The sequence below is a fragment of the Marinobacter sp. genome, assembly GCF_046484525.1.
In the GTDB taxonomy this organism is placed as follows: domain Bacteria; phylum Pseudomonadota; class Gammaproteobacteria; order Pseudomonadales; family Oleiphilaceae; genus Marinobacter.
In genome coordinates, this window is the sequence record NZ_JAWOIS010000021.1 from 1 (window position 1) to 12,773 (window position 12,773).

Genomic DNA, 12,773 nt, shown 5'->3' on the forward strand with positions numbered 1-12,773 from the left:
GTGCAAGTTGGCGGAGCTGGATGCAGTAGAGTGCAGGAGCGTGGTATGACCCATCGAAAGGGCGAGGGTGGCCGCGCAGACGGCTTTAGGCAAGCAGGATACGCCGACGGTGTTGGGCATTGCTCTAAACCGGATCTATACCCTTCGCAATCAGCTGATGCACGGAGGCGCGACCTGGAACAGTTCCGTGAACCGGTATCAGCTCCGGGATTGTGTCGCGCTCATGGAGAAGCTGGTGCCGGCCATTGCATGCCTTCTACTCTAGGATCATGATTCGAAAGCCAACGAATCAACAAGAATCAGGACGATCTCATGCCCCAATCCCCCCTGGCCCAACCCCTGAAACTCCCCTGCGGCGCTGTCTTACCCAACCGAATTGCCAAGGCCGCAATGACCGAAGGCCTGTCAGACGACCACCTACACGCCACCATCCGGCACGAAACGCTCTATCGCCGCTGGTCCGATGGCGGAGCAGGGCTGCTGATCACCGGCAATGTGATGATTGATCACCGGGTGCTGGAGCGGCCGGGTAATGTGGCTATCGATCCGGCGCCGGCGGAGGGCGAGCCCGAGGGCATGGCGCAATTGCGTGCCTGGGCCAAATCCGGCACCCGCAATGGCAACCATTTGTGGATGCAGATCTCCCATGCCGGGCGGCAGTCGCCGCGCTATGTCACCTCTCAGCCGATGGGGCCTTCGGCGGTCCAGCTGTCGCTGATGGGCAACTACGCCCGTCCGCGGGCGCTGACGGAGCCGGAGATCCTCGACTTCATCCAGCGCTTTGCCAACGTCGCCCGGATTGCCAAAGACGCGGGCTTCACCGGTGTTCAGGTGCATGGGGCCCATGGTTATCTGTTGTCGTCGTTTCTCTCTCCGGTGACCAATCAGCGGACCGACCGCTGGGGTGGTTCATTGGAGAACCGTGCCCGTTTCCTGCTGGAAGTGGTCCGGGCGACTCGGGCGGCGGTGGGGCCGGAGTTTCCGGTGGCGGTCAAACTCAATTCTGACGATTTCCGTAAGGGCGGGTTCAACCTGGACGAGAGTGTGAAGGTGGTTCGCTGGCTCAATGAAGAAGGGATTGATCTGCTGGAGGTGTCCGGTGGCACCTACGAACAGCCGCGGCTGCTCGGGTATAGCGGTGATGCGGAAACCGCGAGCGAGGGGCCGGCCATGCGGGAGAGCACCCGCAAGCGGGAGGCCTATTTCCTGGATTACGCCCAGAAGATTCGCGAAGTCTGCGATTGCCCGCTGATGGTTACTGGTGGTTTCCGCACGCGGAGCTTTATGGAAGAGGTGGTCGCCAACGGGGAAACCGATGTGATTGGCCTCGGCCGCCCGCTCTGCACGGATCCGGACACGCCCAGGGATCTGCTCGAAGGGCGCATCGACAAGACCGTCTGCCATGAGGATCACATCAAGCTCGCCCAGCGCGGTTTTTTCTCGCCGGCCAGTCCGCTGATGCCACTCAAGGTGATTAATGTGCTGGGTGGCCAGGCCTGGTACTACCAACAGATTTTCCGGCTCGCAGATGACAAAGAGGCAGATCCGGATCTGGGGCTACTCAGGGCGGTCGGCGCCTATCTGAAGGATGAGCTCAGCCGGGCCCGGCGGGTGAAAAAAGCCCGCCGGCGCCGCGATGTCTGATCACATAGCGCGCGCAAACACCTTGAACGGCAAGGCCTTGAGCACGTAACTCAGGGGCGTCCACGGCCACCAGGGCACGTACGCGCGGCGCTTTTCCTTGTCGATGGCGCTCACGAGGGCGGCTACGCCAGTCTCCAGATCCACCCGGAAGGGCGCATTCCTGGTACTTCGGTTGATGTCGGTGAGGATGTAGCCGGGCATGATGTTGGTGACCCGGATAGGGGTGCCTTCGGTATCCAGTTGCAGGCCTTCGGCCAGGGAGGCCACGGCGGCTTTGGTGGCGGCATAGACATTCATGGCGCCCCGGAAGCCGCGTACGCCGCTGACGGAGGACATCAGCACCAGATGGCCCGCATTCTGGGCCCGGAAGTTTTCCATGGCCGCTTCGCACTGGGCGATTGCCGCCACGAAGTTGGTCTCGGCTGCCTGGCGGTTGGATTCGAAGTGGCCCTGGCCAATGCCGTGGCTGCTGGCCATGCCGGCGTTGACCACGATGCGGTCGAGGCCGCCCAGCTCTTCCTTGAAGCTTTGGAACACCTTGGGTACCTGATCGTAATCGCACACGTCGAGAGCCTGGATGACCACTCGGATGTTTGGGTAGCTCGTGGTCAGCTCGTGCTGGAGCGCCTCCAGGTTCTCAACCCGCCGCGCACACAGCGCCAGGTTGCAGCCTTTGGCCGCCCAGGCCCGGGCCATGCCCATGCCCAGCCCGCTGCTGGCTCCGGTAATCAGGATGTTACGTCGCATTCTCTTTTCCTTATTGTTGGCGTCGGCTTAGCCGGGGCTTTTTATGTAAACCACATTCTTCTCCCCAACCCGGATCTCGAACAGCTCACTGGCCTTGATCAGGTCGCTCAGTTTCTTGTAACCGTAGTTCACCGGGGAGAATGAGCTGTTGTTGGAAATGTATTGGCCCACCTTGCCAAGGTGCGCCCAGCCATCGTCATCGGCGGTTTGCTCAACAGCAGTGCGCAGGGTTCTGACCAGTACGGAGTCGCCCCGGAGCTGGTTGCGGCCCCATTTCTTCTGGGCCCTTGCGGCCGGCTCTGTGCCGTTGTCACTTTCGTCTTCGTCGGCCTCATCCCGGAGGTTTTCGGTGTAGATGAACTGGGAACAGGCATTCACGAAGGGCAGCGGTGTCTTCCGCTCGCCAAATCCGAACACGGGCAGGCCCGCTTCCAGAATGCGCATGACCAAGGGCGTGAAGTCACTGTCACTGGTCATCAGGGCGAAGGCGTCCACATTGCCGCTGTAGAGAAGGTCCATCGCGTCGATGATCATCGACGCGTCGGTGGCGTTCTTGCCGGTGGTGTAGGCGAATTGCTGGATGGGGCGGATGGCATTGGGGTGGAGTTTCTCAATCCAGCCGCCCAGTTGCGGGCCGTTCCAGTTGCCGTGGGCGTGCCGTATGTTCACGGCACCGTACTTGGCCAGTTCCTGGAGCACACCTTCGATGGCCTGGTGGCTGACGTTGTCACAATCGATCAGCAGGGCAATTCGGTAGTTGGAGCTCATCTTCCTTGAGGTTTCCTTTTGGTTGAGGCCTGAATAGGCAAGAAAATCAATTAACTGATGTTGCCAATTTTTACAAAGTTGATCTTCAACTGTGCACCAGAGTTGATCATTATTCTATTCATAACAGATGTAACTTTTCCAAAGCGACAACGGATGTCTGCTCTACTGGATCACATCCCTCTTCAAAAAGCCGTCGCTTAAGCATCCCGAAATCGGGAAGAGTGCTGTGCGTTTTGCACGTCACTAACCAGGACGCACCGAATCTGCGTCTGAAAGGAACAGCCAGAAAGATGCCCCAGCCACACTCCGCCCGGAGTGTGGCTGCCACTTTTACAAGACATAGCGCGCCCGCATCCGTACATTAAGGGTGTATTAGGGAAGTGCAGGGAAGTCTATGTCGCATCCATACCGCTATCAGTTGGGCACGCGGACCTGGTCGTTCAGGAACCTGGGGGATGTTATGGCCAAGGCGACACCCCTGAGATCGGGTGACCGACTTGCCGGTGTAGCTGCTTCCAGTGCTGAAGAGCGCGTGGTGGCCCAGATGTGCCTGGCCGAAATCCCGCTAAAGCGGTTCTTGAACGAGGCGCTCGTGCCTTACGAGTCCGACGAAATCACACGGCTGATTCTGGACGAGCACGATGCCGGCGCCTTTGCTCCGGTGGCTCACCTGACCGTGGGTGATTTCAGGAACTGGCTGCTGAGTGACCACGCCACGCCTGCGGTGCTCAAGGCGCTGCGCCCGGGCCTGACGCCGGAAATGGTGGCGGCGGTGTCAAAGCTGATGCGCAATCAGGATCTGATACTGGTCGCCCGTAAGTGCGAAGTTGCCAGCGGGTTCAGGAATACCATCGGCCTGCCGGGGCATCTTTCAACCCGCCTGCAACCCAATCACCCGACGGACGATGTGGCGGGCATAGCCGCCAGCATTCTGGATGGCCTGCTGTACGGCAACGGCGATGCGGTGATAGGCATCAATCCCGCCACCGACAACGTCAGCCAGTCCATCAAGCTGATGCAGCTGATGGACGAGGTGATCCAGAAATACGAGATTCCCACGCAGTCCTGCGTGCTGACCCATGTCACCAACACACTGGAGGCGATCGATCAGGGTGCGCCGGTGGATCTGGTTTTCCAGTCCATTGGTGGCACGGAGGCTACGAACCGTGGCTTCGGCTTTGACCTTGCCACCCTCAGGGAGGCCCATGATGCGGCCTTGTCCCTTAACCGTGGCACGGTCGGCAACAACGTCATGTACTTCGAGACCGGGCAGGGCAGCGCGCTTTCTGCCAACGCCCATCATGGCCTTGATCAGCAGACCTGTGAGGTCCGCGCCTACGCAGTTGCCCGCAAGTTCAATCCGCTGCTGGTGAACACAGTGGTTGGGTTCATCGGGCCGGAATACCTGTTCGACGGCAAGGAAATCATCCGTGCAGGCCTCGAGGATCACTTCTGCGGCAAGTTGCTGGGCCTGCCCATGGGCTGCGACATCTGCTACACCAACCATGCCGAGGCGGACCAGAACGATATGGATAACCTGCTGACGCTGCTGGGCGTGGCAGGTTGCACCTTCATCATGGGGATTCCGGGTTCGGATGACATCATGCTGAACTACCAGACCACGTCCTTCCATGACGCTCTCTATGCACGCCGGGTACTGGGTCTCCGACCGGCGCCGGAGTTCGAACAGTGGCTGACCCGAATGCGTATCTTCGAAGATGCGGAGCGGTTCGAGCCCAGCGCCGCGCTGCCCGATGCCTTCGGCCCGGCCCTGAGAGCAATAGCGGGGAGGACGGATCATGAGTGAGAAACGTCCCCTGGTGCACCAGAACCCCTGGCGAAAGCTGAGGCAGTTTACTGACGCCCGTATCGGACTGGGTCGGGCCGGGATCAGCCTGCCCACGCACGAACTCCTGCAGTTCCAGCTAGCCCACGCCCGCGCGATTGATGCAGTCCACTGCCCGCTGGAGGTGCCAAAACTTCAGGCCGACCTCGTGACCGCCGGATTTGTTGGCAAGCAGGAGGAAGTTCTGACGCTGAAGAGCCAGGCCCCGGACCGCGCGACTTATCTGCAACGGCCTGATCTGGGTCGGGTATTGTCCGGGGCATCCAGGGATCTTCTCTCAGGCCGGGTTCCCGCTGAGGGAGATGCACCGGACCTGGCCATCGTCATTGTCGACGGTTTGTCATCCTGGGCGGTTCAGACCAACGCGGCCCCCATGGTGGCCCAGCTGAAGGCAGATCTGGAAGCGGAGAAGGGCAGGTGGCGCCTGGCGCCGTTGACCATTGTCGAGCAAGGACGCGTCGCTATCGGTGATGACATCGGCTCTCTGTTGCGGGCGCGGGCGGTGCTCGTGCTGATTGGAGAACGGCCCGGCTTGAGTTCACCGGACAGCCTCGGTGCCTATCTGACCTGGGGGCCGCGCACCGGCCGGAATGACGCCGATCGCAACTGCATTTCAAACATTCGTCCCGCAGGACTCAGTTATTCCAACGCCAGCCAGCGACTCCTCTATCTGATTCGGGAAGCCTTTCGCAGACAGCTCTCCGGAGTGGCACTCAAGGACCGGACGGAAGAGGTCGTGATTGACCAAAAGAGTGACAACAAAAACTTTCTCTGAACGACCCGCGAACCATACGATTTGGCAAGAAATTGCCAGCCCACCCTTTTCAAATTTCTCAAACTCTCCGAAGTAATTTCCCGCCATTGAGCAACCCTGCGATTTCTACTTACCCGAACCTGTCCAAAAATTGACGATTTCGTAACTGGTCGACGCCATTCTTCGCGAGGATAATCGCCGCGTTTTTGTGAAAAATCGTCAAATCGTCGGAAAAGTGGTGTGGAATATATATGAATAGTGTCATTAAAATGTCAGGGTCATTAATAGCTGCAGCTTTTCTGGGCGCGTTGCTCACAGGCTGTGGTGGGGGTTCTTCCTCTTCTGAAACGTCGTCCCAGGGTGCAATCGGGAATGGTGACAGCAAGGCGCTGCTTAGCTGGACTGCGCCTTCCACCCGTGTAAACGGTGATGGCATCTCCATGGGTGAGCTGGACAGCTATATCATTCGTTACGGCCAGGATGCCGATAATCTCACCGAACAGGTGGTGATCAGTGATGCGGCCGAGGATGCCACCATGTCTTACACCGTCGGTGGTCTGAGCCAGGGTACCTGGTATTTTTCCATTCAGGTTCAGGACACCAGTGGCCTGCTGAGTCCTCCCTCTGCGATTGTCAGTAAAACCATCCAGTCCTGATCTGGCCGTATCGCCCGTGCCTGAAGTGTGCAGTCTCAGGCCAGCGGGTCGGCCATCGGTAGCTTCAGGGTGAACGAGGTTCCCTCTCCGGAAGTCGAAGCGACCGAAATCTCTCCCCGATGTTTTTCCACCACTGTCTTCACGAATGACAGCCCCAGCCCCGCGCCGTGAACGCCGGCCAGCTCGGTACTTTTCTGGCGCATGAAACGGTCAAAAAGGTAGGGCAGTTCCTGCTCATCAATACCGCTGCCTTCATCCGAAACCGTCAGGCAGGCCTGGTGGCCGGCCCGGAATACCTGGACGTTGACGGTGGAGCCGGGCGGGCTGTACTGCACGGCGTTGGTCATCAGGTTGATCACCGCCCGCTCCAGCAGCTCCGCATTGCCCCGTAGCCAGAGGTCCTCGGTGCCTTGCAGGGAAAATTCGATGTGTTTCTCGGCGGCCTGTTCGCTGACGCTGTCCCGGGCATTCTCGGCAATGGCCAGGAACTCACATTCGTAGAACCGGGTTTCGGTCAGCTGTTCGGCACGGGCCAGCTGCACAAATTCCTCGGCCAGGTTGTAGCTGCGCCGGGCCAGCTTGCCCAGTTGTTCCAGCTGCGCCGGTTCGATGTTGGAGGGATCCCGTTTCAGCTGCTCGATGAGGGCGAGCTGGGACACCAGCGGCGAGCGTACATCGTGGGAGATAAAGTCGATGGCCTCCCGGTGCTGGCGCTGTTGTTCCCGCAGTTCGGAGATGTCCGAGATGTTGGCGATGATGCCGTGCTGGTCCGTATCCGGCAGGGCGAAGGGTGCAAAGTGGATCAGGAAGTCCTTGTCATGGATGCGCAGGTCCACCGTGCGGCTCTGTTGCATGGTCAGGGTTTCCGAGATGGTTTCATGCCAGGGTGGAATTTCCCGGGGGTCGTGGCCCTCCAGAAGGCGGGCCAGGGGCATTCCGTCCAGACTCGGCATGGGGTCGCCGAACCATTCCTCGATGTGGCCATTGGCGAAGCGGATTACACCCAGCTCGTCCGTCACGATGATGCCATCGGGCATGTGCTCGAAGCTGCGACGGATGAACTGTTGCATCCGGTTCATGCGCTCTGTTGCTGTGTGCAGCTGTTCTATGCGGGCTGAAATGTTTTCCCGGATCTCGGAACGATCGGCAACGGGTGGCGCTTCTTCCAGGCGCAGGCGTCTGAGGTAGCGCTGAATCGCCTCCCGGCTGAGGTCGTTGGGCATGGTAAAGCCCAGTGTGTATCGGGTTTCGCCCCGTTCCAGCCGGATCCAGCTCACCTGCGGCTGGTGCACCCATTGCCCGATGGTCAGGGAATCGGGGATGTCCGTCATGGTGAGGTTGCGCACGGAGAGAATGTCTTGTCCGTCGGTCAGCAACCAGCCCTCGGGTTGGAAAAGGACCCGGAAGTAGTTCAGCAACTGGGCCGGATGGTTCCTGGAAGGTGCCTGGAGGTTGACCCTCGGGCTGGTGACCAGCCTGTCCAGCTGCTGGTTGAGAAAGCGGTTCGCGGTGGCCAGGCGAAGGCCACTGGAGAGCGGGAACGCGGCCAGGGGAATCAGTATGGCGTTTGCCACCGGTATCCAGAGTCCGGCACTGAAGAGCACCACCATGCACAACGCGGTGGCCGAACCTGAGATCGCAATACAGGTAAACAAGGTGCGGCTCGGGCGTATCCTGGGCAGCAATACCGAAACCAGAATCAGGACAATCAGGCTCAGGGCGGCGCCGGCCCAAGCGGGAGCCTGCCGGATAAACAGGGCCTTGCTTTGTTCCGGGAAGGCCAGCTGGCTGCTGGAGAGAGCGGTTTCCAGCAGCCCCTGGTCAAGGATCTTGGGCAGGACTGATAGTTGGATCAGCAGCAGTATCGCGAGCAGGATCAGGCCCAGGTTCCAGGGAGTTGTTCGGATGATTGGCAAGTCCCGGCTCATGCGCCCTGCTGTTGGTGTTGGTCGTTCAAGGTATTTTTCCAGAAAGAACTCTCAGCCGGTCAAAATACCGTTTTCAGGGACGAGTTCCAAGGTTTGGATCGTATTGTTCTAGCCGCGATTGCCGCGGTCGTGGATCGACGTAACCTGTTGGCCGGAAACATCGCCCGATTTTTCGGGAGTGGCGATGCGATTGGGATAGATGGTGAGTGCCCGGGGTTCGGTCGTCGCCACCGACTTTCCGCCGGCTTCGGTCACCACGCGCCAGTAGTACAGGCCGGGTTCCAGGGGCCGTGAGGGCAGTGCCTGGGTTTCGGGCGCCCACTCACTGGTGGTAATAACGTTCCGGAAGTTCCTGTCACTGGCGACCTCCACTCTGGCGATCTCGTTCTCGCCATTGAGCTGCCAACGGAATTCGGGCATGTCGTCGTTGGCGCTGGCACCCGGGGTGGGGTAGGAAAGCGTGGCCGTTTGTGCCTGAAGGCGGACTTCCATTGGTACGGTGGCCGGCATGCCTGCAAGTCCGTTGGCGTCCAGGGCGGCGACCTGGATCTGGTACCCGCCGTTGTCCAGTAGGCCGATGTCGAACCGGTTGCCGGTGACTTCACGGCTACCGATCCATTCGCCGCTGGCGGTCTCGAAGATGTCGAGCCGGTAGGCAGGTGCAGCCTCGCCATGCCAGGTCACTTCGAGAGGGAGTGTTGAAACAACCTCCGGCAGGGGAGCGATGTCGGGGGCATCCGGTAGCTGCCGGATGGTAACGCCAGTGTGTCCATCGGTGCCAACACTGGCCCGATATCCGGCAGGAATCCGCTGTGCCTTGCCAGGGGTACCGAAATCAACCACGCCCTCGGTAACCCGGACGAGCGTTGCCTCGACAGAAGCCTGAACGGTGAAGGTCGAGTGCTGCGTCAGCGCAACGGAAGTTGCCGTCTCGATGTATACGGGAAGAGGGTTCCAGTCGCCGGATTGTGCCCGGGCGTGAACCTTGCCTTCGATCAGCCGCACCCGCGGTGGGCTTTCCGGTGCCAGTTCAACAATCTGCAGGCGTGTACGCGGGAACAGGCGCAGCTCGATGTCTTCGTTCAGTTGGATCGTGGCGGTACCCGCACCGGACATGATTTCGTCGCCAACCCGGAGGGGGGCTCCCCTGTCCAGCGGCACCAAGCGTTCGGCCTGGCTGGCTCGAAGCTGAACGCTTCCTGTGGTGTAGGACACCTGGGTCGTCTCCGCCGCAGTGTAAGTCGCTGACGCTGCCAGCGAAGCTGTCAGTGCCAGCAATATCAGGGGGCGGCGGATCAGGGTGTCACTCATTGGCTGCGAGGGGGCTTTCCAGTTCGTCGTTGTCCAGGGCTTTCATGGCTTCAAGCCGGTAGCCCCGCTGGTAAATTGTCTTGATCCGGAAGCCGTTCTCCGGGTTCAGGCCCAGGCGCCGGCGCAGGCGGCTCATGTGAGTATCCACCGTGCGAGTGTTGATGTCACGGGCCAGACCCCAGACGCGTTCGAGCAGCATTTCCCGGGTCAGCAGGCGGCCCTGGTTCTGGAACAGGAACAGGGTCAGATCGAAGTCTTTATCCGTGAGGGTAAGCTCCTCACCGTGCAGGGAGATGGAGCGCTGCTGGGTGTTGATCTCGAACGGGCCGTATATCAGGACTTCTTTTTCGTTGTCCGGATTGGTGCGGCGGGCCAGTGCATTGATTCGCGCAGACAGTTCCGCTGCACGGGGCGGCTTTGCCAGATAATCGTCGGCACCCGCTTCCAGCGCCCGGACAATGTCGGTTTCGCTGTCACGCTGGGTCAAAAAGATCACCGGAATGGGCCAGTTCAGATGCGACCGAACACTCTCCAGCACATCGATGCCCGTCATGTCAGGTATCTGCCAGTCCAGGATCAGAAGGTCGTAACTGCGGTGCAATACAGCACTCAGAAAACTCTGGCCGGTCGGAAAGCTGTCGCAGTGGTGCCCACGTTCGTTCAGGATGTTCTTAACGTTCTGCGCCTGTTCGTGTTCGTCTTCAAGCAGAGCAATGCGCATGTTGATCTTCTCCCTTCGGTATCAACCGATTATGACAAAAAGCAAGGGCGGATTTCAGTATCGTTATGTATTATTGCGTAAACCCATTGCGGGTTTCCCGTTGTCATCGTCGATCGTTTGCCGGCAGTCCGGAAAATTGCTGCAACCCCAGAACCAGCCTTTCTTGCCTTTGCGCCGTACCAGAGGTGAAAAACAGTGGGGGCAGGGTATGGGCTTCTGGCCGGTGCCATCGGCCGGAGCGTTGTCTTCGATCGGTCGGGTGCCCTTGCAGTCCGGGTAGCGGGTGCACGCATGGAAACGACCGAACTTGCCTTCCCGCTCCACCATTGGCGCGCGGCATTTGGGGCAGTGGATCGCCTGGCCGGCTTCCTCAGACTCTGACTCCGGACTGGCCTTGCCCTGGGGCCGGTTCACCAGGTCCCGGATTTCCTGCTTCAGGGTATCGAGGAATTTGCGCGGATCATCCTCGCCACGGCGAATGCCCTCCAGCGTTGCTTCCCAGACTGCCGTGCGATCCGGTTTGCTGACGGATTCCGGCAGAGCCTCGATCAGGGTTTTGCCCTTGGTGGTGGCCCGGATGTGCCGCCCTTCCCGGAACAGGTAGTCACGCTTGAACAGGGTTTCGATGATGGCCGCTCGGGTGGCTTCGGTACCCAGACCATCGGTCTCCCGCAGAGTCTTGCGCAGTTCGGCATCGCTGACAAACCTGGCGATGTTGGTCATGGCCGAGAGCAGGGTGGCGTCGGTGAAATGCTGGGGTGGCTGGGTTTTGCGCTCGGTAACGGTCGCCGAATCGCAATGTACCGGTTCGTTCTTTTCCAGTCGTGGCAGCGGTGCTTTATGGGGCTCCTGGCGCTGCTCCCGGAGCTTCAGTTCGAGGTTTTTCCAGCCCGGCTCCAGGATGGCGGTTTCCGTGGCCCGGAATCGGTGGTCTGCTACCCGGACGGTCAGCCGGCCCTCACGGTGGATGGCATCCGGCGCAAACTGCATCAGGTAGAAGCGGCTGATCAGTCCGTAGATATTCTCCTCGGCCTGGGTCAGCTTGCCATTGGGCGTGGGCCGGTTGGTGGGGATGATCGCGTGGTGCGCATCCACCTGTTTGTCGTTCCAGGCCGCGCTCTTGCGGTCAAGGTCGGCTTGTTCGCAGTGGCTGGCAAGAGCCGGTACCACCCGGGAGATGGCCTGTACCACCTGCTGGCGCTGGCCAAAATGTTCCTCCGGCAGGTAGCGGCAGTCGGACCGGGGGTAGGTGATTAACTGGTGCCGCTCATACAGATTCTGGGCGGTGTCCAGGACGTCTTTGGCGCCCATGCGGAACAGTCGGCCGGCCTCGATCTGCAGGGCGGAAAGGGAAAGCGGCAGCGGCGACGCCTCGGGCCGGTCACGGAAGCGGGATTCAATAATGGTTCCTGGCCGGTCCTGGACGCTGGCGGCAATCTGCTCGGCTACCGAGCGGTCCATCAGGCGGTTTTCTTCGTCCAGATAGTCCTGGAATTGTTCGTCTGGCAGCCAGCGGGCGTTGAAGGGCTTCGGGTCGGCCTCTTCCTCGTGGGCCCTGAATTGCCCTTCGATGCGGAAGTAGGGTTTCGGCTCGAAGTTTTCGATGGCGTTATCCCGCTCCACCACCAGGCCCAGAACCGGAGTCTGCACCCGCCCCACGGAATACACGCCCTGTTGTCCCTGCTGCTGGTAGCTGAGAGTGTAAAACCGGGTCAGGTTGATACCATAGAGCCAGTCGGCCCGTTGCCGTGCCAGAGCGGAGTGGGACAGGCGCCGGAATTCACGGTTGTCCCGGGTGCGGCGGATGGCTTTGGCTACGGCCGAGGGTGTGAGGTCGTTGATCAACAGGCGCTGTATGGGCGCCTGGGTGCCCACGTAGCGCAGCACTTCGTCTACCAGCAGCTGGCCCTCACGGTCCGGGTCGCCGGCATGGACGATGGTATCGGCCTGGCGAATGAGGGATTCGAGCACTTTCAGTTGCTGGCAGACGCTGTCCTTTGGGGTAACTTCCCAGCGCTCCGGGATCAGGGGCAGGTCTTCGGCGCGCCATTTCTTCCACACCGGGTTGTAGCGCGCGGGTTCTGCAGGTTCCAGCAAATGGCCGATACACCAGCTGACCGTGGCCGCTTCTTCGCCCTTGCCACAGCGGATCCAGCCCTGGCCTTTCTGGTGGGGGCCGGGGAGGGCAGCGGCGATGGCGCGGGCGAGGCTGGGCTTTTCGGCTATATAAAGGTGCATGGTTTCGGGTATTTGCTGATTGGCGAGGGAATGTGGCGTGTTAGCCGGTTGCTGTCAAGCGGCTCGGGTTACGGTTGAAATGTATAGTAGACTGATAGGAGTGGAGTAAGTGGCTGTGGGAGAGGAGTTTCCAAAACACGCCGTGAACCCCCTCCGGGTC

The 12,773-nt window shown here is 60.3% G+C and carries 10 protein-coding genes and 1 pseudogene; 5 read left to right on the forward strand and 6 right to left on the reverse strand.

From position 1 onward, the window contains the following. Positions 1 to 70 precede the first annotated feature (70 nt). Together R6W86_RS04730 and R6W86_RS04735 are read left to right on the forward strand one after the other, a co-directional pair. Positions 71 to 265: pseudogene (locus tag R6W86_RS04730) on the forward strand (hypothetical protein); the annotation flags it as partial. Positions 266 to 312: 47 nt separating this feature from the next. Beyond that, positions 313 to 1,644: an NADH:flavin oxidoreductase/NADH oxidase family protein gene (locus R6W86_RS04735; RefSeq protein ID WP_410328231.1), complete on the forward strand. Its 1,332-nt coding sequence runs from the start codon at positions 313 to 315 to the stop codon at positions 1,642 to 1,644. Here R6W86_RS04735 and R6W86_RS04740 read toward each other — a convergent pair whose 3' ends face one another. Then, entirely contained in the window at positions 1,645 to 2,391 is a 747-nt protein-coding gene (locus tag R6W86_RS04740) for an SDR family oxidoreductase (protein ID WP_410328232.1), read from the reverse strand. 27 nt (positions 2,392 to 2,418) lie between these two features. Next, the gene (locus tag R6W86_RS04745) at positions 2,419 to 3,159 is read right to left on the reverse strand and encodes an NYN domain-containing protein (RefSeq protein ID WP_410328233.1); all 741 of its coding nucleotides are present in this window, start codon (positions 3,157 to 3,159) and stop codon (positions 2,419 to 2,421) included. Between the two features lie 394 nt (positions 3,160 to 3,553). On the opposite strand from R6W86_RS04745, the gene R6W86_RS04750 reads away from it, so the two are divergent. The 3 genes from R6W86_RS04750 (at position 3,554) to R6W86_RS04760 (ending at position 6,415) form a co-directional block, all read left to right on the forward strand. Next, on the forward strand, positions 3,554 to 4,966 hold the full coding sequence (locus tag R6W86_RS04750) for an ethanolamine ammonia-lyase subunit EutB (RefSeq protein WP_410328234.1): 1,413 nt from the start codon (positions 3,554 to 3,556) through the stop codon (positions 4,964 to 4,966). After that, complete coding sequence (gene eutC / locus R6W86_RS04755; RefSeq protein ID WP_410328235.1) at positions 4,959 to 5,780, forward strand: ethanolamine ammonia-lyase subunit EutC; 822 nt, start codon at positions 4,959 to 4,961, stop codon at positions 5,778 to 5,780. The genes R6W86_RS04750 and eutC overlap by 8 nt, the downstream gene beginning before the upstream one ends. A 248-nt stretch (positions 5,781 to 6,028) precedes the next feature. Further along, positions 6,029 to 6,415 (forward strand): fibronectin type III domain-containing protein, encoded by a 387-nt coding sequence (locus R6W86_RS04760; RefSeq protein WP_410328236.1) that lies wholly within the window; start codon positions 6,029 to 6,031, stop codon positions 6,413 to 6,415. A gap of 35 nt (positions 6,416 to 6,450) precedes the next feature. On the opposite strand, the gene R6W86_RS04765 is transcribed toward R6W86_RS04760, so the two are convergent. The 4 genes from R6W86_RS04765 to R6W86_RS04780 form a co-directional block, all read right to left on the reverse strand. Next, positions 6,451 to 8,343, reverse strand: coding sequence for an ATP-binding protein (locus R6W86_RS04765; RefSeq protein ID WP_410328237.1), 1,893 nt, complete (start codon positions 8,341 to 8,343; stop codon positions 6,451 to 6,453). Positions 8,344 to 8,451: 108 nt separating this feature from the next. After that, entirely contained in the window at positions 8,452 to 9,654 is a 1,203-nt protein-coding gene (locus tag R6W86_RS04770; RefSeq protein ID WP_410328238.1) for a FecR domain-containing protein, read from the reverse strand. Then, a complete protein-coding gene (locus tag R6W86_RS04775) occupies positions 9,647 to 10,375 on the reverse strand; it encodes a response regulator transcription factor (RefSeq protein ID WP_410328239.1) in 729 nt (242 codons plus the stop codon). Before R6W86_RS04775 ends, R6W86_RS04770 begins: the two co-directional genes overlap by 8 nt. A gap of 63 nt (positions 10,376 to 10,438) precedes the next feature. Then, a complete protein-coding gene (locus R6W86_RS04780) occupies positions 10,439 to 12,613 on the reverse strand; it encodes a DNA topoisomerase 3 (RefSeq protein WP_410328240.1) in 2,175 nt (724 codons plus the stop codon). Between the last annotated feature and the right edge of the window lie 160 nt (positions 12,614 to 12,773).